The following is an 18,709-nucleotide window of genomic DNA, read 5'->3' as shown; positions in this document are numbered from 1 at the left end:
GAGTGACCGCCGACTGGGAGTGGACCAGGGGCTGGCCAGGCCCGCCCCCGGCTTGGTGACGGACGCTCTTGTGATCGGTGAGTCAGACCGGCAGGTTCCAGGAAGGACCGTCGGGTGTTCCGAGCCACACGCGTTGGGTGCCGTCCAAGTCCACGGTCAGGCCGAGGTCCGAGTGCGGGGGTGAGCCCGCGTCCTGCCAGACAGTGAGAGCGTCTTCCACCTGGTCCCAAAGGCGAAGAGGGCCGTGCTGATGCACGGTCCAGCCGCCTCCGGCCGGTTCGGTCCATGCCTGTGACCCGGTGGCGACGTCCACGAGGATCACGCCCGTGCCGGTGGTCATGAGTTCGGCGGACGGTGCGGCGAGCTGAGCGAGGAACTGCCCGGTCCAGTCTTCCAGGAGTGCGGGGTTCACGCGGGTGGCGCGGGTGTGGCCGGCATGCTGGTGGAAGGTGGGGCGGGGTGGCCGTTCGTGGGGGCGGGCGAGCATGTAACCGATCTGGTCGGGGTGGAAGCGGCCGGTGGCGGTGCCGTCGTCCTGGACGGTGAGGCGAACGAGTCCGGAGGCGAGCATCCATCCGCTGATGGTGGTGGTGATGGTTCCGCCGGCGCGCACTTGGTACAGCCAGGCCGGAGGGATGTGACGGACGGCGCAGGTGGCCACGATGTGGTCGTATTCGGCGTCGTCCTTGTGCCCGGCGAGGCCGTCACCGGTGATCAGGGTGGGGTGATACCCGGCGGCGTGGATGTGGTCGGCCGCCGCGGCGGCCAGGCTCGGGTCGTACTCGATGGAGTACACGTTGTTGTCGCCGAGGCGGCTGCACAGGATGGCGGTGGAATAGCCGGTGCCGGTGCCGATCTCCAGCACCTTGTGACCCTCGCTGATCCCGGCGACGTCGAGCATGCGCACGATCAGGGAGGGCAGCGTGCTGGACGAGGTGGGGCGGCCGGTGACGGGTCCGGTGGCGTCGACGGCGGTGGTGCCGTCGACCTGGGTCACCCAGGTGGTGTCCTGGTAGACAAGCTCCAGCCACTCTCCGGGATCGGTCCGGTCGCGGTGCACGGGGGTCCACTGGCGGCCGTCGAACTGGAACAGGCCGCTGCCCAGGAAGAGTTCGCGAGGCACCGTTTCGAGTGCTGTGCGCCATGCCGGATCGTCCACGGGGACGGCGGCGGCGAGTTGGCGGCGCAGGTCGGCGGGGTCGGTCATGCGGAGGCTCCGTGTTGTAGGCGGTCGGCGATGGTACGTGTGAGGGGAGCGGTGATGTGGTCGGGGAACCAGGCCCATTGACCGTTGGGGTTGCACTCATACCAGTGCCAGACGCCATCACGGTCCAGACCGAAGTCGAAGGCGCCGAAGCTGAGTCCGAAAGCATCGAGGTAGGCGCGCACTCCTCTGGCAATCGCCAGGGGGATGGGCACGGAGGTGTAGGCGAGCCGGTCGTAGTGGCGGCGCCAGTCCACGCCAGGTGAACCGTCGATGCGGACGGCGGTGAGGTGGTCGCCAACGGCGGTGAGGCGGATGTCGGCGGACTTGCTGACGCGCTGCTGAAACAGGTGTGCGGTGTGCCGTAGACGGCTGTCGATCTGGCATGGGGTGACATCCTCGATCCACACGGTCACCGCGCGGCCGGTGTCGTCGGTGTATTGGGTTTCTCTCAGCGGCTTGTAGATGACCGGCCCATGTTCGGCGATGAAGGTACGGGCGCGGTCGGGGTCGTTGGTGATGAGCGTGGGTGGCACGGTGAAGCCGCAGGCGGCAGCCGTGGTCAGTTGTGCCGGCTTGTACTCGGCGTCCCGGTTGCGCCAAGGGTGGTTCAGGTAGTACGCACCGGGGAGAGCGGCGAGAATGCCGCCGAGCCCGTAGCGGGCTTCCTCGACAGCCCATCGGCCGGTCTGCTCGTCCATGGCGAGGTCGGCGGTGTAGGGGGTGGGCCGCCGCCAGTACACCGAGCGGACGTTCCCCAGGTCGACGCTCCGGGACGCGGTGGCGAGAATGCCGCCGGTCCCGGTGCTGGCGAACGTGCCGGACAAGGTCACTTCGCAGGGGAAGTCGCCGGGGTCCAGGCGGATCACTGGCACGCGACGCTGGTTGAGTTCGTTGATCACTTCATCCGCGGTCGCGTCGTCCAGGCGCGTGACGACGAGGACAGGCGGCCCACCCACAGCCATCAGTCAGAGTCCCCGTTCTGGTCGCTGCCCTGGTCCGGGGTGCCGTCCAGGCTGGTCTTCGTGCTCGTCTCCTGCGACGTCTCCGACCGCTTGTGCTTGGCCTCCGCCGTCAGCGGTGCGCCGTCGGGGCCGACCCACGCGGGGACCTGCGTGTGCGGGTCGAGGACGGGCTGGGCGGCGGAGAGGACGGCCGCAGTCGGGTAGGGCCGCATGCGTCCGAGTCCCCAGGGCTTGACCTGATCCAGTGACGTCAAGGGCTGCTGCATGGGTCTCCTCATCTCTTGGGTGATCCGGTAGTGACAGCCGTCGCCTGGGGCTCCGGGACAGCGGGGGAAGCTCAACCGGGGCAACTGGCGTGAACGAGCGTTGTGTCCCAGCCGGGGGATCATGATCGTCGTCACTCCTTGGCCTGGGCGGCTGAGGGGAGACCCCGCCCGCGTGCCTCCTGGGAGAAGCCTGCGGGCGGAGCGGCTCCGAGGTCCGTTCACGGATGCGCTCCCGGCGGGTGAAGCCAGTCAACGCGTAGAGGAGAGGTTGGGGAGACTCCAGAAGGTGACTCCAACGTGGAGTCGGATGAACCGCGTTGGCCCTAGCATCGGTCTCGGTCGCTAACCGGGGAGTTGCAGATGGGCCGTCTGTCACCGGACCCGCGTGAGGTCGTCGCCGGTCTGCTCGGGGATGAACGTCTGCTCCGTGCGTGTGCCGAGCGGGACATGGGCGCGGTGTTCCGGATGCTCAATACGCGCGGTGTCAGTACGCGGCGCATCGCCACCGCCGTCGACATCACGCAGGGGCGGCTGTACGACTACATGAACGGCAAGAGCCGGGTGGAGAAGCTGACCCTGTTCGAGCAGATCGCCGACGCCTTCCACATCCCCGGCCATCTGCTGGGGCTGGCTCGACGCTCGTGGGAGCCCGCGCCGGCGACCCCCGAGCACGAGAGGACGGACCGGCCGTCGCCGGACGGTGACGACCTGGTGGCGATGGATCATTTCCGCAGCGCTGACCGGCAGACCGGCGGCGGCAGGTTGTACGGGGCTGTCGTCCGGCACCTGTCGGACCGGGTGGCGCCCCGGCTGGTCGACATCGGCAGCGGTCCGCAGGTGTTCGCCGCCGCAGCCGCGCTGACCGAGATGGCGGGCTGGATGGCTCACGACTCCGGTCATGACGACCGCGCGGCCCAGCACTTCGCCCGCGCTCTCCCCCTGGCCCGCGCCTCTGGTGACCTCCCGTTGGCCGCGCACATCGCAGCGAGCAGCAGTCACCTCGCCCTTGAGACCGGGGATGCGGCCGGGGCTGTCGGCTGGGCGCGGGCCGGGCTCGACCTGGCCACCCAGGGGCCATCCATTGCGGCGCTGACGGCGCGGCTGCACACCATGCATGCGCGTGCGCTGGCCGCCGCGGCTCAGCGAGCCCCGGCCGCCCACGCGCTGGAGGCCGCGCACCGTGACCTGGCGGCTTCACCCGCTGCTGACCACCCGTGGCTGAGCCCGTTCGACGCCGCCGCGCTGGCCGGCGAGTCGGCTCTGATCCTCCGGGACCTGGAGCAGTACGACGAGGCGCTGTCGCACGCCGAACAAGCTGTTGCGCTGCGCGAGGCGGGGCGGGCGCGGTCCCTGGCTCTCAGCCGGATCAGCCTGGTGGACATCCACGTGCGCCGGGGTGACCTGGACGCCGCTGTGAGCGTCGGCCACGACCTGCTCAGCACGAGCCCGACCCTCGGTTCGGTCCGGGTGGTCCGGCAGCTCGACGGGCTGCGCCGGCTGCTGGAGCCGCACCGGGGGTACCGGCCGGTCCGGGAGTACCTGGCGCGGTTCGATGATGCACGCCGGGCCAGAATGCTCCTGCTGGCTGATCTGATTCCGCCACCCCGGAGAGGCACGACCGCATGAGGCCCACAGCGCCCGATCCCGCCGACACCGACGCGTGGAACGCGTATCTCGCGGAGGGCAACGCCAAGCAGGCCCGCAAGCGCGTGGCGGCCGATGTGCTGCTGCGGGACCCTTCCGGCCGTGTGCTGCTGGTGAACCCGACCTACAAACCGGGATGGGACCTGCCCGGCGGGATGGCGGAGGCCAATGAGCCGCCGGACGCCACGGTACGCCGCGAGCTGATGGAGGAACTCGGCGTACGCGTCACACTGCTCGGGCTGCTGGTGGTGGACTGGGTGTCCCCGCACGGCCCCTGGGATGACCAACTCGCGTTCGTCTTCGACGGCGGCGCCCTGGACGACGACCAGGCCGACCGCCTACGGCCACGAGACGACGAGCTGTCCGAAGCCGCCTTCGTCACGGCCGCCGAAGCCGCCGACCGCCTCCGGGACCGCGTCCGGCGCCGGTTCGAGCACGCCCTGCGGGCACTGGACGCGGGACGGCCGCTGTACCTCCGCGACGGGGCGCCCCTCATATGACGATTGCTCCGTCGGCTCCGGCACCCGAGGCACAGCTGCTGCCATGACTACGTACATAGCCGTTCGAACCAGTGTGAACCAGGAGCCGGCAAAACCCGCCCGACGTGCAAGAAAGGGCTCCTGACCCGTGTTTCCGCTGGTCGGAAGCCCTGAGCGGCAGACGAGTCGGGCTGTACGCCGGGTTCTGTTCCCCGGTTGCCTCGCGGCGGCCGGGGCGACGGCCATCCATCTAGGGCCGGCGTTGCCGCCGGCCTCGTGCGGTCTACCCGCGGACTCGGGCGGGCAGCCCTCGATCGTCCGCGCAGGGACACCGAGGTGTCCCCTCTTGACCTTGCTCCGGGTGGGGTTTACCTAGCTGCCCAGGTCACCCTGGGCACTGGTGGTCTCTTACACCACCGTTTCACCCTTACCAGGGACCGGAGTCCCTGGCGGTTTGCTTTCTGTGGCACTGTCCCGCGGGTCACCCCGGGTGGCCGTTAGCCACCACCCTGCCCTGTGGAGCCCGGACGTTCCTCGGGAAGCCCCTAGGGGGCTCCACGCGGCCGTCCGCCCGGCTCGTCTGCCGTGAGGACCATGGTACCGGGCGGCCGCCCCGGCACGGACCGCGCCCGCTCCCCTACGTGCCCAGCGCCCCGAGCCCCCGCTTCCACGCCGCCTCCAGGTCCGCGTCGGCCGGGAAGCGGCCGTGGATCTCCAGGGTGACCATGCCGTGGGCGAAGGCCCAGAAGGCGCGGGCCAGGTCCAGGTCGCCGGCGCAGGCGCGCAGCAGGGGCAGGGCGGCCCGGTCCTCCAGGCCGGCGGGCAGTTCGGCGCGGGGCAGGGGCCGCTCGGTGCCCAGGCTGTACAGGTGGGGGTGGGCGAGGGCGTAGCTCCGGTACGCCCCGGCCAGCGCCTCCAGCGAGCCGGGGGCGCGGGCCTCGGCGGCCTCCAGTGCCTCCGCCGTCTCCGTCAGCAGCTGCGCCACCAGTTCGACCTCTACGGCGTGCTTGTCGGGGAAGTGCTTGTAGAGGGACGGGGCCTTGATGCCGAGGCGGTCGGCGAGGGTGCGCATGGTCAGCTGGGCGGGTCCGGACTCCTCCAGGAGGTCCCGGGCCGCCGTCACGATCTCCCGTGCCCGGGGGGTGAGCCGGTCAGCCACGCTGGTAGCCCTCCTTGGTGCGCAGTCCGTAGCCGAAGACGCGATCGTACGAGATGTGGGCGAGCCAGCCGCACAGCGCGGCGAAGGCGGGCGGCCAGTCCAGCGGGAGCGCCGCGTAGGCGACGGCGAGCGTGAACGGGACCAGGGCACGGTGCAGGGCGTTGTAGTACGGCACCGCGCGGGGCGGCAGCTGCCCCTTCGCCATGCGGGGTGCCTCGTCGAGCGCGACCAGGAAGGTCAGGTCGGGCAGCACGAGGAAGGCCAGCGCGAGCACCGTGGCCGGCCAGCCGTGGCGCACGCATTCCACCACCGCGAAGGCCGACCAGAACAGCGCGAACGCCAGCCACGCCCCGCGTCGTAGGGCCGGACTGACGATGCGGCGGGTGACGGTCGCCGTCGTCGTATCGGCTGTCGTGGTCATGGCTGCCTCCCGGGTCGTCGTCACGGCGCGCCGGGTAGTGGCTAACGTCGTTAGCCATGACCGTACGGCTAACAGTGTTAGCCGTCAAGGTCCGTTCTCTCCAAGGCGTCGAACGCCCTCTCCAGTCGGCGCCGGTGGTCCCGGGCCACCTCCGTCACCGGGTCTCCCGCGAGCAGCCGGCGCACCGAGGCGACGAACACCGTCCGGTACGCGGCCATGGCCAGCGCCGCCGACAACTCCGGGTCCGCCACGCCCGCCTCGCCGAACGCGGCAGCCAGCGCCGCCTCGACCTCCTCCACACCCTCCCGTGCCCGCGCGCGCAGCGCGGGAGAGTCGGCGACGATCCGCCAGAAGTCGGCGAAGGTGTCCCCGACCCCGCCCAGCGGATGCCGCTCTTCGAGGAGCCGCAGCGCCAGGCGGCGCAGGGCGGCGAGCGGGGGTTCGCCGGGGGCGCGGTCTCGTACCGCCGACGCGAAGAGGCCGGCCGCCTCCGGGATGCGGTCCAGGAAGAGGTCTTCCTTGCGCGGGAAGTAGTTGAAGACCGTCATCGGGGAGACGCCTGCCGCACGGGCGATCTCGGTGACCGTCACCGCGTCGAAGCCGCGCTTCCCGATCAGGTCCGTCGCGATGTCCGAGATGCGCTGCCGGGTCTCGCGCTTCTTCCGCTCCCGCAAGGAGAGCTCCTCATCAGGTCTGGAATCCATGAGGGAACTGTATCCCAGAATCTATAGTCACTCGAAAGTTTTAGTGACTACAGTTACCGCCCATGACGACAGCCATGACGACAACCGAGTACGACTACGACGTGGTGGTGGCCGGTGCCGGCCCCGTGGGGCTCTTCCTCGCCTGTGAGCTGCGGCTGGGCGGGGCACGGGTGCTGGTCCTGGAGCGGCGGACCGAGGTGGACGAGACGATCAAGGCGGGCTCCGTCAACATCGCGACCGCGATCGCCCTGTACCGGCGGGGCCTGCTGCCCGAGCTGGCGGCGGCCTGGGAGGCGTCCCGGGCCCGGCTGCGCGCCTTCGGCGGGAACAACGGTCGCGCTCCCGGCCGGACCAGCGGTCGCGCCCCCGGTGGGTCCTCCGGACTCCCGCCCAAGGTCGCCGGGCACTTCGCCGGGATCATGCTCGACCCGGACCTCCTCGACGACTCCGATCCCGCCTGGGCGGACGCGGGCCCCGCCGCCCACGCCGGTCTCGTCGTGCCCCAGGCCGAGCTGGAGCGGATCCTCGGCCGGTGGGCCGGGCGGCTGGGCGTCGAGGTGCGCCGGGGCGTCGAACTGACCGGCTTCGACGCCGAAGCCGGTGGGGTGACCGTGCGCCTCCGCACCGACAACGCGCACAGGAGCCCGCGGAGTCTGCGGGCCGGCCGGCTGGTCGGGTGTGACGGTGGGCGCAGTACGGTCCGCAAGCTGGCCGGGTTCGACTTCCCGGGCACGGCACCGGAGATCACCGGCTACCAGGCGCTCGTACGACTGGCCGGGGCCGAGCGGCTGGGCACCGGCTGGCGGACCACCGACACGGGGACGTACGTCCACGGGCCGTTCCCGGGGCGCGTGCTCACCGTGGAGTTCGACGGTCCGCCGGCCGACCGGTCCGCGCCGGTCACCGCCGAGGAGCTGACGGCGAGCCTGCGCCGGGTCTCGGGCGTGCCCGAGGTGACCGTCACCGAGGTGCTCACGGCGACCCGGTTCACCGACAACGCCCGCCAGGCGACCGACTACCGCCGGGGCCGGGTGCTGCTCGCCGGCGACGCGGCGCATGTGCACGCGCCGTTCGGCGGGCAGGGCCTCAACCTCGGCATCGGGGACGCGCTGAACCTGGGCTGGAAACTGGCCGCCGTCGCACGCGGCCGGGCCCCCGAGTCGCTGCTGGACACCTACACCGCCGAACGGCACCCGGTCGGCGCCCGGGTGCTGGACTGGACGCGGGCCCAGATCGCGCTGATGCGCCCCGACCGGCACTCCCGCGCGCTGCGCCGGGTGGTCACCGACCTGGCGCTGACCAGCGCCGGCACGACCTGCCTGGCCACGCGGATCTCCGGCGTGCGGCAGCGCTACGACCTGCCCGGCGACCACCCGCTGACCGGTGTCTGCGCGCCCGACCTGCGGCTTGCCGACGGCACCCGGCTCGGCGAGCGGCTGCACACCGGCCGCGCCCTGCTGCTGGACCCGGCCGACGACGCCGGGCTGCGGGCCCGGGCCGGGGGCTACGGCGACCGGCTGGACGTGGTCACGGCCGCCTGCCCGGACCGGCCCGGGCTGCGGGGGCTGTTCGTGCGGCCGGACGGGTTCGTGGCGTGGGCCTCCGACACGGCGGGCGGCGAGGGGCTGCCCGAGGCCCTGGACCGCTGGCTCGGCGCACCCCGGGTCGCCGCTTGACCCACGTCGGCGTCAGCCGACCGACCGAGGCCCTGGAACGCTGGCTCGGTACACCCCGGGTCGCCGCTTGACCCACGTCGGCGTCAGCCGACCGACCGAGACCCCGCAACGCTGACTCGGTACACCCCGGGCCACCGCTCGACCGACTTCTGACGTCCCCCGACCGACCAAGGCCCTGGAACGCTGGTCGGTGCGCCCCGGGCCACCGCACGGCCGACGCCGACACCACCGGACCGGCCAAGACCCTCGACCACCGACCCGACACCACCGGACCGGCCCCAGCCCCGGCCCGCCGCTTGACCCCGCCGCGACGTCAACGTCTGTACTGGTCCCATGCGGATCGGAGAACTCGCCGCCGCCGTCGGCGTCACGACGCGCACCGTGCGGCACTACCACCACCTGGGCCTGCTGCCCGAGCCGGCGCGGCGTGCCAACGGCTACCGGCACTACGCGCTGCGGCACGCCGTCGTCCTCGCCCGGATCCGGCGGCTGACCGAGCTGGGGCTGGGCCTGACCGAGGTACGCGACGTGCTCGCCGACGACGCGGGCAAGGACCTCGCCGAGGTGCTGACCGAACTCGACGAGGACCTGGCCCGGCAGGAGACGGCGATCCGGGAGCGCCGGCGGCGGCTGCGGGCGCTGCTGGACGCCGGTGAGCCGCCCGCCGAGGGTCCCGTCTCGCCCGAACTGGCCGCCGTACTGGACATGTTGCCGGCCGACGGCTCCCCCATGGCCGTCAAGGACCGGGAGATCCTGGCCCTGGTCGACACGGGGGCGTCGCCGGAGGACCGGGAGCGGCTGTCGGCCGCGTTGCGCGGCGTCCTGGACGACCCGGACACGGTGGCCCGCACCCGCGAGGCGTACGCGCTGCTCGACGGGCTGGCCGACGCGGACCCGGGTGATCCGCGCGTGGAGCGGACGGCGCGCGCGCTCGCCGCGTGCGCACCGCACGGGTTGCCGACGGAGGGCCAACCCGACCTGGACAACGCGGTGTTGGGGGCTCTGTACACCGACCTCGCGCCCGCCCAGGCGGAGGCGGTGCGCCGTATGCTGGAGATCGTCCTGGGGGTGGAGCGATGACGGCGGTGTACCGGATGGCCCGGCACGAGATGCGGCTCTTCGTCAGCCTGGCGCTGTGGCTGGCCCGGCGCACCCAGGGCACCGCCGGCGGGCGGGCGTTCGGGTACGCGCGCGGGCAGGGCTCGACGCTGCTGGGGCTGGCCTTCGTCTGCGTCGTGGAGACGGTCGGGGTGTCCTTCATGCTGCGGGACATGCCGCTCGCGCACGACGTACTGCTGGTGGTGGACGTGTACACCGTGCTGTTCGTGATCGGCCTGCACGCGGCCGGCGTGGTCCGCCCGCACGTGCTGACCGGTGACACGCTGCGGGTGCGCCACGGCGCCCATGCCGACCTGCGGATCCCGCTGGCCTCGATCGCCGCCGTACGCCGGGAGACCCGGACCACGCACAAGCCGGAACCGGACGCCCTGGACCTGATCGTCGGCTCGCAGACCACGGTGACCCTCGAGCTCGCCGAGCCCGTCGCGCACACGTCCCTGCTGGGCCGGCGCAGGCCGGTGCGCGTGGTCCGGCTGCACGCCGACGACCCGGGTGCCCTGGTCCAGGCCCTCGCCGCGCGCTGAACCCCGCGGTCGAGGCCGTGCGCGGGACCGCCGTACCCTGGCGCGGAGGTCTACGTAAGGAGTACGTGTTGCTGGTCCTGCTGCCGCCCTCCGAAGGCAAGGCGAACTCGGGCGACGGCGCCCCGCTTGAGCTGGGCTCGCTGTCCCTGCCGGGGCTGACCGCCGCGCGGGAGGCCGTGCTCGGCGAGCTGGTCGGGCTGTGCTCCGGCGACCCGGAGAAGGCCCGCGAGGTGCTGGGGCTCAGCGAGGGGCTGCGCGGCGAGGTGGCGAAGAACGCCGGGCTGCGCACGGCCGGCGCCCGCCCCGCCGGGGAGATCTACACCGGTGTCCTCTACGACGCCCTCGGTCTGGCCACGCTGGACGCGGACGCCCGGCGGCGCGCCGCCGGCTCGCTGCTGGTGTTCTCCGGGCTGTGGGGCGCGGTGCGGGTGACGGACCGGATCCCCTCCTACCGCTGCTCGATGGGCGTGAAGCTGCCGGGCCTCGGCGCGCTGGCCGGGCACTGGCGGGCGCCGATGGCCGAGGTGCTGCCGGCGGCGGCCGGCGAGGGCCTGGTGCTGGACCTGCGCTCCTCGGCCTACGCCGCCGCCTGGAAGCCGAAGGGCGAGGTGGCCGGGCGCACGGCGACGGTACGGGTGCTGCACGCGCCCACCCGGAAGGTCGTCAGCCACTTCAACAAGGCGACGAAGGGCCGGATCGTACGCGGCCTGCTGACGTCCGGGGCCGCCCCGGAGAACCCGGCCGAGCTGGTGGAGGCGCTGCGGGAGCTGGGCTACGCCGTGGAGGCGGAGGCGCCCGGCAAGGCGGGCAAGGCGTGGGCGCTGGACGTGCTGGTGGACGAGATCCACTGACCGACACCCTCCATGCGTTGCAACATACGCAACGCTCATTGCGGGTGATGCAGTAGCTGGGCACGATGAGGGCATGACCTCGCCGCTGCCCCGCTCCGCCGACCCCTCCGTCCTGGATCTCGCGCCCGTCCTGCCCGTGGTGGTGCTCGCCGACGCCGCCGACGCCGTGCCGCTGGCCCGGGCGCTGGTGGCCGGCGGGCTGCCCGCGATCGAGGTGACCCTGCGGACCCCGGCGGCGCTGGAGGCGATCCGCGCCATCGCCGGCGAGGTCCCCGAGGCCGTGGTCGGCGCGGGCACGGTGGTGACCCCGGAGCAGGTGGGCGCGGTGACGGCGGCCGGGGCGCGGTTCCTGGTCAGCCCCGGCTGGACGGAGTCGCTGCTGACGGCGATGCGCGCGTCCGGGGTGCCGTACCTGCCCGGGGTGTCGACCGCCTCGGAGGTGGTCGCGCTGCTGGAGCGCGGGGTGCGGGAGATGAAGTTCTTCCCGGCGCAGGCGGCGGGCGGTACGGCCTATCTGCGCTCGCTGGCCGGACCGTTGCCGCAGGCCCGGTTCTGCCCGACCGGCGGCATCGGGCCGGCGACCGCGCCGGAGTACCTGTCCCTGCCCAACGTCGGCTGCGTCGGCGGCAGCTGGATGGTCCCGGCCGAGGCGGTGGCCGCCGGCGACTGGGACCGGATCGAGGAGCTGGCGCGGGCGGCGGCCGGGCTCAGGGGCGCAGGTGGGACGTGTCGTTGAAGAGCCGGACGCTGGCGTTGCCGTCCGCGTAGTACGCCACCGCCGACAGCGAGGCCGCCGACAGCTCCATCCGGAACAGCGACTCGGGCGGGGCGCCGAGGGCGAGGCGGACCAGCGTCTTGATCGGGGTGACGTGGGTGACCAGCAGGACCGTGCGGCCCTGGTAGGCCGTGACCAGCTTGTCCCGGGTGGCGGCCAGCCGTACGGCGGTCTCGGCGAAGCTCTCGCCGCCGCCGGTGGGGTGGGCCTCCGGGTCGGCGAGCCAGGCGTTCAGGTCGTCCGGGTGGCGCTCGCGTACCTCGCCGAAGGTCAGGCCCTCCCAGGCGCCGAAGTCCGTCTCGCGCAGGCCGTCCTCGATCGTGACGTCCAGGTCCAGCCGGGCGGCGACGATACCGGCGGTCTCGCGGGTACGGGCCAGGGGGGAGGCCACGATCGCCTGGATGGTGCCCCGCCTGGCCAGGGCGTCGGCGACGCGGTGCGCCTGCTCGCGGCCGGCCGCGGAGAGGGCGGGGTCGGTGCCGCCGCTGCCGGAGAAGCGTTTCTGGGGGGTCAGCGGGGTCTCGCCGTGGCGCAGCAGCACGAGGGTGGCCGGGGCACCGAGGTCGGGCGCGGCGCTCCAGCCGGGCGTCGAGGGGTGCGCCTGACCTCCGGTCACCGGCCGCTGCCCACCGGGCGCTGCCGCCGGGACGGCCTCCGCCCCACCGGCCCGACGGCCCGCGGCGACGGCGGACTCCGGCGCCGCCCCGGCCGTACGACCACCCGCGGGCACGGCGGATCCGGGCGCCGTCTCCGCCGCATGACTGTCGGCGGCCGTATCGCTGCCCTCGGCCGCTGCGGACGCCGTCTCGAGCGGGCGGCCGGCCGTCGGCGCGGAGGACGGCGGCTCGTCGGCGGGTGCCGCCCCAGTCGTGCGGTCAGCCCCGGCCCGGGCGGGTTCCGGCGTCGCCCCGGCCTTGGTCGCCAGGTCGGCGCGGGAGAGCGACGGGGACCACTGTTCGCCCCTCGCCCCCGCGTCCATCGCCTCGTTGGCCAGGCGGTCCGCCTGCTTGTTCCGCTCGCGCGGGATCCACTCGTACGTCACCTGGTCCGGCGGGAAGACCGAGCGTGCCTCCATGGCCAGGGGCTTCATGTCGGGGTGCTTGATCTTCCAGCGGCCCGACATCTGCTCCACGACGAGCTTGGAGTCCATGCGGACGCGGACCCGCGCACCGGGGTCGAGGGCGTGCGCGGCGCGCAGGCCGGCCAGGAGGCCGCGGTACTCGGCGACGTTGTTCGTGGCGGTGCCGAGGTACTCCGCCGCCTCGGCCAGCGTCTCCCCCGTCACCGCGTCGCGCACCACGGCCCCGTAGCCCGCGGGCCCGGGGTTGCCCCGTGACCCGCCGTCGGCCTCGACGATGAACTCCCGCACGCCCGCGCTCCCGGGTTCCTCAGATGCCGGACTCGGCCGTGCGCACCAGGATGCGCCCGCAGTTCTCGCAGCGGACCACCTTGTCCCGGGCCGCCGAGCGGATCTCGTTCAGCTCGGTGATGGCCAGCTCCTGCCGGCAGCCCTGGCAGGTCCGGGCGTACAGCTTGGCCGCGCCGATGCCGCCCTGCTGGGCGCGCAGCTTGTCGTACAGCTTCATCAGGTCCTCGGGCACGGACGCGGCGACGACCTCGCGCTCCTTCGTCACCGAGGCGGCCTCGCCGTCGATCTCCTCGAACGCCGCGTCCCGGCGCCCGGTGGCGTCGTCGATCTTCGCCTGCACGGAGGCGACCCGCTCGGTCAGTTCGCTCACCCGCTCCTGCGCGGCCTCCCGGCGCTCCATGACCTCCAGGACCACGTCCTCAAGGTCGCCCTGCCGCTTGGCGAGGGAGACGATCTCGTGCTGGAGGTTGGACAGGTCCTTCGGCGAGGTGACCGCGCCGGAGTCCAGCCGCTGCTGGTCGCGGGCGGCGCGCTGGCGCACCTGGTCGACGTCCTGCTCGGCCTTGGTCTGCTCGCGGGCGCAGTCGCTCTCCTCGGTCTGCGCGGCCACGAGCAGGTCGCGCAGCTGCGTGAGGTCCTTCGTCAGCGAGTCGATCTCGGCGTGCTCGGGCAGCGACTTCCGCTTGTGCGCGAGCTGCTGGAGGCGGACGTCGAGGGCCTGGACGTCGAGGAGTCGGATCTGGTCGGCGGGCGCGGCGTTCAGTTGGGGGCTCCCGTGGGCTAGAGGGTTGTGGAGGACGCCGCGTGGGCGGTCCAGGGGTCGGTGACCGTCTTGGAGACGTGGACCCGCAGGTCCCAGCCGTTGCGGTCGGAGATCTCGTCGAGCTGGCTCGCGGCCAGCTCGCACCAGGGCCACTCGGTGGCCCAGTGCGCCGCGTCGAGCAGCGCGAGGGGGCTCGTGGCCACCGCCTCGGAGGCCGGGTGGTGGCGCAGGTCCGCGGTCAGGAAGGCATCGACGCCGGCCGCGCGGACCTGGTCGAAGAGGCTGTCGCCGGAGCCGCCGCTGACGGCGACCGTGCGGACGACGGCCTCGGGGTCGCCGGCCACCCGGATGCCCTGCGCGGTGGCGGGCAGCCGCTCGGCGGCGCGGGCGGCCAGTTCGCGGACGGTGAGCGGGTGGTCCAGCTCGCAGACCCGGCCGAGGCCCCGGCGCCCGTGCGGGTCGGTGGGGTCCGGCACGAGGGGGCCCACGACCCTGAGGTCGAGGGCGCCTGCGAGGGCGTCGGAGACACCCGGGTCGGCGGTGTCGGCGTTGGTGTGGGCGACGTGCAGCGCGATGTCGTTCTTGATCAGCGTGTGCACGACCCGGCCCTTGAAGTGGCCGGCCGCGACCGTGGTCGTACCCCGCAGATAGAGCGGGTGGTGGGTGACCAGCAGGTCGGCGCCGAGCCGCACCGCCTCTTCGACGATCTCCTGGACGGGGTCGACGGCGAACAGCACCCGGGTGACCTCCTGGCCGGGGTCGCCCACCACCGTGCCGACCGCGTCCCAGGACTCGGCCCGCTCGGCGGGCCACAGGTTCTCCAGCGCGGCGATGACTTCAGACAGACGGGGCACGGGCCAAGGCTACCTGGCTGTTCGGCGGGGGTGTACCGCATGCGTCCGGTCTGGCCCGGCTCAGCACACCCGTCCCGGTTTCCCCTGGTGAATCGCTTCTGCGCCACCCGTATGTGTGAAGCGGGCCTCGGCGCCCGCGCGCGCCGGTGCGGGCCGAAACTAGCGTCGTCGCCGGAGGTGACCGAACGATGACGGCCTGTGCTATCGAACCCCCGTCCACGAGCGGGGCCGAGGGCGTGCCGGAGGCGGGGTGCGTGATCACGGCGGACGGCGCGTACGCGGCCCGGCTCGCGCCCGCCGGTGACTGCTGGTTCCCCGAGCGCTGGACCCTGGACGGCCCGGAGCCCTACGCGGTGCCGCTGCCCGGCAACCAGCCCGAGGAGCCCGGCACCGGGGTGCAGCCGATGGGCGACGGCCGGGTGCTGATCCACCGGCCGTCGGCTTCGCGGCACCTGTTCTCGCTGCTGTACCCGACCGGGCCCGGCACCGGCGAGCTGCCGCTGGGCGCGGTGGAGTGCCCCGAGCCCGGCACCCGCCTCGTGCTGCTGCCGCCCGCCCCGGGAGGCGCCCGGGCGTACGCCCTCGCCAGCGGGCCGCGCTCCAGCGTGGTGTGGCTGGTCGCGGGCGGGGCGTTCGGCCCGGAGCGGCTGGCCGAGGTGCCGGGGCGCTGCTCGGGCGGGGTCTGGCTGGACGGCACCGGGCGGCTGCTGGCGCTCGACCGGGAGCTGGGCGGGCGCACCAAGACGGTCGTGGTGGACCTGGAGCGGGCCGTGGTCTCGCCGCTGCTGCAGATCGCGGACGACAGCGACGACCGGCTGCTGCTCGCCGACCCCGACAGCGGGCTGCTGCTGATCTCCTCCGACGCGCCCTCCCCCGGGCAGGAACGATTGGGCTGGGGCGTGCTGGGCAGCACCCTGCCGGTGCGGTTCCCGGAGTGCCTGCGGCTGCCGGACTGCGTGGTGACGCCGTTCGCGATCCAGCCCGGACAGGTGCTGATGCCGGAGAACTGCGCGGTGGGCCTGCGCGTCGACGGCGCGTTCGGCACCTGGGTGGGCGTCTGGCGGCCCGCCGAACGCCGGGTCCGCCACCTCCCGGCGCCCGAGGGCTGGCTGGCCGGGTCCGGGGTGTGGACTTCGGAGGGGCTGCTACGACTGCCGTACGCGACCCGGTCGACACCGTGCGGCGTGGCGACCCTGACGGCCGCACGGGGGAACGCGGGGGCGACGGAAGCGGACGGGAAGGCCAGGGCGGCGGAAGCGGACGGGAACGCGGGGGTGACGGGACCGGACGGGAACGCGGGGACGGCGGGACCGGGCCGGGCCGAAGGGGTGGCGGGACCGGATCGGACCGCAGGGGTGGCGGGACCGGATCGGACCCCCCTGCCCCCGGAAACCCGGGCCCCCGTGCCCCCGGTGACCCGCGTCGCCGGGCCGGTGCCGGCGCGGCCCGTGCCCCTGCAACAGGCCCCTCTGGGGCGTCTTGTAACGAACTAGTGCCGGTTGGCGTGTGCGCCTGGATTCGACCCGTGGTGCGCCGGTTACACTCCCCGGCTGTACCGAAGATCATGTTGACGGGGTGAATACGTCCGATGAGCGACACCAGCACGACCGAACAGCTGTCTGCCGGCTCTTCCCAGACCGCGGGCCACGGCCGGCACCGGGGCCCGGTCGCGGCCCAGGAGAGGGAGACCGCTCCGCACGGCCGGCACCGCAAGCCGGTCCAGGAAACGGCCGAGGCGGCAGCCTGACGGCAGTGAAGAGGAGGGGGCGTCCGACCGGGCGCCCCCTTTTTCCCTTCTCCACGCCTTGCTCTTTCTCTACGCCCGCCTTCTCCGTGTCCCCCGGCGTCATCCGCGCCTGAGCGACAGCACCTCCGCCGCCGCGAACGTCTCCCCTTCCGGCCGCTCGGCGAAGTGCGGGGTGAGCAGCGCGTCGAGTTCGTCGTAGGTGAACGTCTCCTGCTCGCTGTCGTACTTCGCCTGTACGCGGGGCCGGTCGAGCACGGCCACCATGCCGCCGTGGACGACGAACAGCCGGCCGTTGACCCCGGCGGCGGCCGGCGAGGCCAGATAGCCGACGAGCGGGGCGACGTGTTCGGGGGCGAGCGGATCCAGCCCCTCCTCCGGCTGACCGAAACCCGCGAAGACGTCCTCGGTCATCCGGGTCCGGGCGCGCGGGCAGATGACGTTGGCCGTGACGCCGTACTTGGCCAGGGCGAGGGCCGTGGAGGTGGTCAGGCCGACGATCCCGCCCTTGGCCGCCGCGTAGTTGGGCTGGCCGGCGGATCCGGCCAGGAACGCCTCCGAGGAGGTGTTCACGATCCGCCCGTACACCGGTTTCCCGGCCGCCTTGGACCGCTGCCGCCAGTGCGCGGCGGCGAACCGGGTGGTGTTGAAGTGCCCCTTCAGATGGACGCGGATCACCGCGTCCCACTCCTCCTCCGACATGGAGAAGACCATGCGGTCGCGCAGGATGCCGGCGTTGTTGACGAGGATGTCCAGCTTCCCGAACGTGCCGGCCGCCAGCTCCACCAGTTCCCCGGCCTGCCGGAAGTCGGCGACGTCCCCGGTGTGCGCCACGGCCGTGCCGCCGGCCGCCCGGATCTCGGCCGCGACCTGTTCGGCGGGCCCCGCCGACGCGGCACCGGAACCGTCCCGGCCGGGCTGTCCGTAGTCGTTGACGACGACGGCCGCGCCGAGCCGGGCGAGTTCCAGCGCCTCGGCCCGGCCGAGCCCGCGCCCGGCACCGGTGACGATCGCGGAGCGTCCCTCGAGTGGCAGTGTCATGCGCCGGCTTCCTCAGATCTCGATGCAGGTGCGCAGGGCGGTCCCGGTGCGCATCTGGTCCAGCGCCTCGTTGATCCCGGTGAGCGGCACCCGGTGGGTGATCAGGCCGGCCAGGTCGACGCGGCCGGCCCGCCACAGGGCGATCGCACGCTCGTAGGAGCGCAGTACGTCCCCTCCGCCGTACAGGGACGGCAGGATGCGCTTCTCATCGAAGAACAGCTCGAACATGTTCAGCCGGAGATGGTCGTCCAGGGCGCCGGCGCCGACCACGACGAGGGTGCCGCCGCGCCGGGTGGTCTCGTAGGCGGTGCGGGCGGTGGCGGACTTTCCGACGACCTCGAAGACGTAGTCGAAGCCCTCGCCGCCGGTGATCCGCTGCTTGGCGTCGGCCAGTTCCTCCGGTGCGACGGCCCGGGTGGCGCCGAAGCCGAGGGCGGACTCCCGCCGGGAGGCGACCGGGTCCACGGCGACGATCTCGGCGGCGCCCTTCAGGCGCGCCCCCTGGACCACGGAGATGCCCACGCCTCCGCATCCGATGACGGCGACCGACGATCCGGCCGCCACATCGGCGGTGTTGAGGGCGGCGCCGAGTCCGGTCGTCACCCCGCAGCCGATCAGCGCGGCGATGTCGAAGGGCACGTCCTCGGGGATCGGCACCGCGCAGCCGGCGTCGACCACGACCTCCTCGGCGAAGGTGCCGGTGCCCGCGAAGCCGAAGACGTCGCCACCGGGGCGCCGGAAGTTGGGGGTGCCCGCGTTCATGAAGCCGGCCAGGCACAGCCGGGTCTGCCCGCGCCGGCAGGCCGGGCAGCTCCCGCAGGCCGGCAGCCAGCACAGCAGCACCCGGTCGCCGGGCTTCAGGTGCCGTACCCCGTCGCCCACGTCCACGATCTCGCCGGCGCCCTCGTGGCCGGGGACGAAGGGAGCCGGCTGGGGCAGCACCCCGTTCATCGCGGACAGGTCCGAGTGGCACAGGCCGGTGGCGCGCACCCGGATCCTGACCTTTCCGGGGCCGAAACCGACCGCCTCGACGTCGTCGAGGACCTCCAGCTTCTCCCGGCCGATCTCGTGCAGTACGGCGGCGCGCATGCTGCGGCTCCCCTCACTGGCTGCTCAAGCGTGCGGAAACGACGGCTTATGACGGCTGCTGA

General features: G+C 73.3%; 20 protein-coding genes and 1 other RNA gene. 9 read left to right on the top strand and 12 right to left on the bottom strand.

Features of this window, described 5'->3' with window-relative positions; all coding sequences use genetic code 11:
• Window positions 1-82: 82 nt before the first annotated feature.
• Genes tgmC through tgmA form a run of 3 tightly spaced genes read right to left on the bottom strand, consistent with a single transcriptional unit; the run spans window position 83 to window position 2,435 of the window.
• On the bottom strand, window positions 83-1,207 hold the full coding sequence (gene tgmC / locus IE251_RS38590; protein ID WP_189757612.1) for an ATP-grasp peptide maturase system methyltransferase: 1,125 nt from the start codon (window positions 1,205-1,207) through the stop codon (window positions 83-85).
• On the bottom strand, window positions 1,204-2,169 hold the full coding sequence (gene tgmB / locus IE251_RS38585) for an ATP-grasp ribosomal peptide maturase (protein WP_189757611.1): 966 nt from the start codon (window positions 2,167-2,169) through the stop codon (window positions 1,204-1,206). The genes tgmC and tgmB overlap by 4 nt, the downstream gene beginning before the upstream one ends.
• Complete coding sequence (gene tgmA, locus IE251_RS38580; protein WP_189757610.1) at window positions 2,169-2,435, bottom strand: putative ATP-grasp-modified RiPP; 267 nt, start codon at window positions 2,433-2,435, stop codon at window positions 2,169-2,171. Before tgmA ends, tgmB begins: the two co-directional genes overlap by 1 nt.
• Window positions 2,436-2,882: 447 nt before the next feature.
• Here tgmA and IE251_RS38575 point away from each other — a divergent pair, with 447 nt between their 5' ends.
• Both IE251_RS38575 and IE251_RS38570 read left to right on the top strand, forming a co-directional pair.
• Window positions 2,883-4,061 (top strand): tetratricopeptide repeat protein, encoded by a 1,179-nt coding sequence (locus tag IE251_RS38575; RefSeq protein WP_229897128.1) that lies wholly within the window; start codon window positions 2,883-2,885, stop codon window positions 4,059-4,061.
• The gene (locus IE251_RS38570; RefSeq protein ID WP_189757608.1) at window positions 4,058-4,579 is read left to right on the top strand and encodes an NUDIX domain-containing protein; all 522 of its coding nucleotides are present in this window, start codon (window positions 4,058-4,060) and stop codon (window positions 4,577-4,579) included. Before IE251_RS38575 ends, IE251_RS38570 begins: the two co-directional genes overlap by 4 nt.
• A 157-nt stretch (window positions 4,580-4,736) precedes the next feature.
• Here the strand turns inward: IE251_RS38570 and rnpB are convergent.
• From rnpB to IE251_RS38550, 4 genes are all read right to left on the bottom strand, one after another.
• Window positions 4,737-5,137, bottom strand: an RNA gene (rnpB, locus tag IE251_RS38565) — RNase P RNA component class A.
• Between the two features lie 58 nt (window positions 5,138-5,195).
• Window positions 5,196-5,717: a TetR/AcrR family transcriptional regulator gene (locus IE251_RS38560; RefSeq protein WP_189757607.1), complete on the bottom strand. Its 522-nt coding sequence runs from the start codon at window positions 5,715-5,717 to the stop codon at window positions 5,196-5,198.
• The gene (locus IE251_RS38555; protein ID WP_189757606.1) at window positions 5,710-6,138 is read right to left on the bottom strand and encodes a DUF4260 family protein; all 429 of its coding nucleotides are present in this window, start codon (window positions 6,136-6,138) and stop codon (window positions 5,710-5,712) included. The genes IE251_RS38560 and IE251_RS38555 overlap by 8 nt, the downstream gene beginning before the upstream one ends.
• Before the next feature lie 77 nt (window positions 6,139-6,215).
• Window positions 6,216-6,842: a TetR/AcrR family transcriptional regulator gene (locus IE251_RS38550; RefSeq protein WP_189757605.1), complete on the bottom strand. Its 627-nt coding sequence runs from the start codon at window positions 6,840-6,842 to the stop codon at window positions 6,216-6,218.
• 62 nt (window positions 6,843-6,904) lie between these two features.
• Here IE251_RS38550 and IE251_RS38545 point away from each other — a divergent pair, with 62 nt between their 5' ends.
• The 5 genes from IE251_RS38545 to IE251_RS38525 all read left to right on the top strand — a co-directional run bounded on the left by IE251_RS38545 (window position 6,905) and on the right by IE251_RS38525 (window position 11,748).
• Window positions 6,905-8,518: an FAD-dependent oxidoreductase gene (locus tag IE251_RS38545; RefSeq protein ID WP_189757604.1), complete on the top strand. Its 1,614-nt coding sequence runs from the start codon at window positions 6,905-6,907 to the stop codon at window positions 8,516-8,518.
• Between the two features lie 333 nt (window positions 8,519-8,851).
• The gene (locus IE251_RS38540) at window positions 8,852-9,598 is read left to right on the top strand and encodes a MerR family transcriptional regulator (protein ID WP_189757603.1); all 747 of its coding nucleotides are present in this window, start codon (window positions 8,852-8,854) and stop codon (window positions 9,596-9,598) included.
• Window positions 9,595-10,161 carry a hypothetical protein gene (locus tag IE251_RS38535; protein WP_189757602.1) on the top strand — a complete coding sequence of 189 codons (567 nt, stop codon included), beginning with the start codon at window positions 9,595-9,597 and terminating at the stop codon, window positions 10,159-10,161. Before IE251_RS38540 ends, IE251_RS38535 begins: the two co-directional genes overlap by 4 nt.
• A gap of 68 nt (window positions 10,162-10,229) precedes the next feature.
• Window positions 10,230-11,012: a peroxide stress protein YaaA gene (gene yaaA / locus IE251_RS38530; RefSeq protein ID WP_189757601.1), complete on the top strand. Its 783-nt coding sequence runs from the start codon at window positions 10,230-10,232 to the stop codon at window positions 11,010-11,012.
• Between the two features lie 73 nt (window positions 11,013-11,085).
• A complete protein-coding gene (locus IE251_RS38525) occupies window positions 11,086-11,748 on the top strand; it encodes a bifunctional 4-hydroxy-2-oxoglutarate aldolase/2-dehydro-3-deoxy-phosphogluconate aldolase (protein ID WP_189757600.1) in 663 nt (220 codons plus the stop codon).
• Here the strand turns inward: IE251_RS38525 and IE251_RS38520 are convergent.
• From IE251_RS38520 to IE251_RS38510, 3 genes are read right to left on the bottom strand one after another with little or no spacing between them, the layout of a single operon-like run.
• Window positions 11,720-13,156, bottom strand: coding sequence for a bifunctional RNase H/acid phosphatase (locus tag IE251_RS38520; RefSeq protein WP_189757599.1), 1,437 nt, complete (start codon window positions 13,154-13,156; stop codon window positions 11,720-11,722). The genes IE251_RS38525 and IE251_RS38520 overlap by 29 nt on opposite strands.
• Window positions 13,157-13,175: 19 nt before the next feature.
• Window positions 13,176-13,919: a zinc ribbon domain-containing protein gene (locus IE251_RS38515; RefSeq protein ID WP_189757629.1), complete on the bottom strand. Its 744-nt coding sequence runs from the start codon at window positions 13,917-13,919 to the stop codon at window positions 13,176-13,178.
• 17 nt (window positions 13,920-13,936) lie between these two features.
• On the bottom strand, window positions 13,937-14,773 hold the full coding sequence (locus IE251_RS38510) for a Nif3-like dinuclear metal center hexameric protein (protein ID WP_189757598.1): 837 nt from the start codon (window positions 14,771-14,773) through the stop codon (window positions 13,937-13,939).
• Window positions 14,774-14,961: 188 nt separating this feature from the next.
• Here IE251_RS38510 and IE251_RS38505 point away from each other — a divergent pair, with 188 nt between their 5' ends.
• On the top strand, window positions 14,962-16,266 hold the full coding sequence (locus IE251_RS38505; RefSeq protein WP_189757597.1) for a hypothetical protein: 1,305 nt from the start codon (window positions 14,962-14,964) through the stop codon (window positions 16,264-16,266).
• 95 nt (window positions 16,267-16,361) lie between these two features.
• Entirely contained in the window at window positions 16,362-16,520 is a 159-nt protein-coding gene (locus IE251_RS38500; protein WP_189757596.1) for a hypothetical protein, read from the top strand.
• Between the two features lie 99 nt (window positions 16,521-16,619).
• Here the strand turns inward: IE251_RS38500 and IE251_RS38495 are convergent, their stop codons facing one another.
• Together IE251_RS38495 and IE251_RS38490 are read right to left on the bottom strand one after the other, a co-directional pair.
• Entirely contained in the window at window positions 16,620-17,558 is a 939-nt protein-coding gene (locus tag IE251_RS38495; protein WP_189757595.1) for a 3-oxoacyl-ACP reductase, read from the bottom strand.
• Window positions 17,559-17,570: 12 nt separating this feature from the next.
• Complete coding sequence (locus IE251_RS38490; protein WP_189757594.1) at window positions 17,571-18,647, bottom strand: Zn-dependent alcohol dehydrogenase; 1,077 nt, start codon at window positions 18,645-18,647, stop codon at window positions 17,571-17,573.
• Window positions 18,648-18,709: the final 62 nt, after the last annotated feature.

Source organism: Streptomyces eurythermus (genome assembly GCF_014649115.1).
Taxonomy (GTDB): Bacteria; Actinomycetota; Actinomycetes; order Streptomycetales; family Streptomycetaceae; genus Streptomyces; species Streptomyces eurythermus.
Note: the sequence above shows the minus strand (reverse complement) of the source record. Positions and strands in the feature narration are given on the sequence as shown.

Excerpts from the sequence above, each read along its gene's own strand:
- tgmC (WP_189757612.1), bottom strand. The coding sequence starts at position 1,207 with ATGACCGACCCCGCCGACCTGCGCCGCCAACTCGCCGCCGCCGTCCCC.
- tgmB (WP_189757611.1), bottom strand. The coding sequence starts at position 2,169 with ATGGCTGTGGGTGGGCCGCCTGTCCTCGTCGTCACGCGCCTGGACGAC.
- tgmA (WP_189757610.1), bottom strand. The coding sequence starts at position 2,435 with ATGCAGCAGCCCTTGACGTCACTGGATCAGGTCAAGCCCTGGGGACTC.
- IE251_RS38575 (WP_229897128.1), top strand. The coding sequence starts at position 2,883 with ATGGGCGCGGTGTTCCGGATGCTCAATACGCGCGGTGTCAGTACGCGG.
- IE251_RS38570 (WP_189757608.1), top strand. The coding sequence starts at position 4,058 with ATGAGGCCCACAGCGCCCGATCCCGCCGACACCGACGCGTGGAACGCG.
- IE251_RS38555 (WP_189757606.1), bottom strand. The coding sequence starts at position 6,138 with ATGACCACGACAGCCGATACGACGACGGCGACCGTCACCCGCCGCATC.
- IE251_RS38550 (WP_189757605.1), bottom strand. The coding sequence starts at position 6,842 with ATGGATTCCAGACCTGATGAGGAGCTCTCCTTGCGGGAGCGGAAGAAG.
- IE251_RS38545 (WP_189757604.1), top strand. The coding sequence starts at position 6,905 with ATGACGACAGCCATGACGACAACCGAGTACGACTACGACGTGGTGGTG.
- IE251_RS38540 (WP_189757603.1), top strand. The coding sequence starts at position 8,852 with ATGCGGATCGGAGAACTCGCCGCCGCCGTCGGCGTCACGACGCGCACC.
- IE251_RS38535 (WP_189757602.1), top strand. The coding sequence starts at position 9,595 with ATGACGGCGGTGTACCGGATGGCCCGGCACGAGATGCGGCTCTTCGTC.
- IE251_RS38525 (WP_189757600.1), top strand. The coding sequence starts at position 11,086 with ATGACCTCGCCGCTGCCCCGCTCCGCCGACCCCTCCGTCCTGGATCTC.
- IE251_RS38505 (WP_189757597.1), top strand. The coding sequence starts at position 14,962 with ATGACGGCCTGTGCTATCGAACCCCCGTCCACGAGCGGGGCCGAGGGC.
- IE251_RS38500 (WP_189757596.1), top strand. The coding sequence starts at position 16,362 with ATGAGCGACACCAGCACGACCGAACAGCTGTCTGCCGGCTCTTCCCAG.
- IE251_RS38495 (WP_189757595.1), bottom strand. The coding sequence starts at position 17,558 with ATGACACTGCCACTCGAGGGACGCTCCGCGATCGTCACCGGTGCCGGG.
- IE251_RS38490 (WP_189757594.1), bottom strand. The coding sequence starts at position 18,647 with ATGCGCGCCGCCGTACTGCACGAGATCGGCCGGGAGAAGCTGGAGGTC.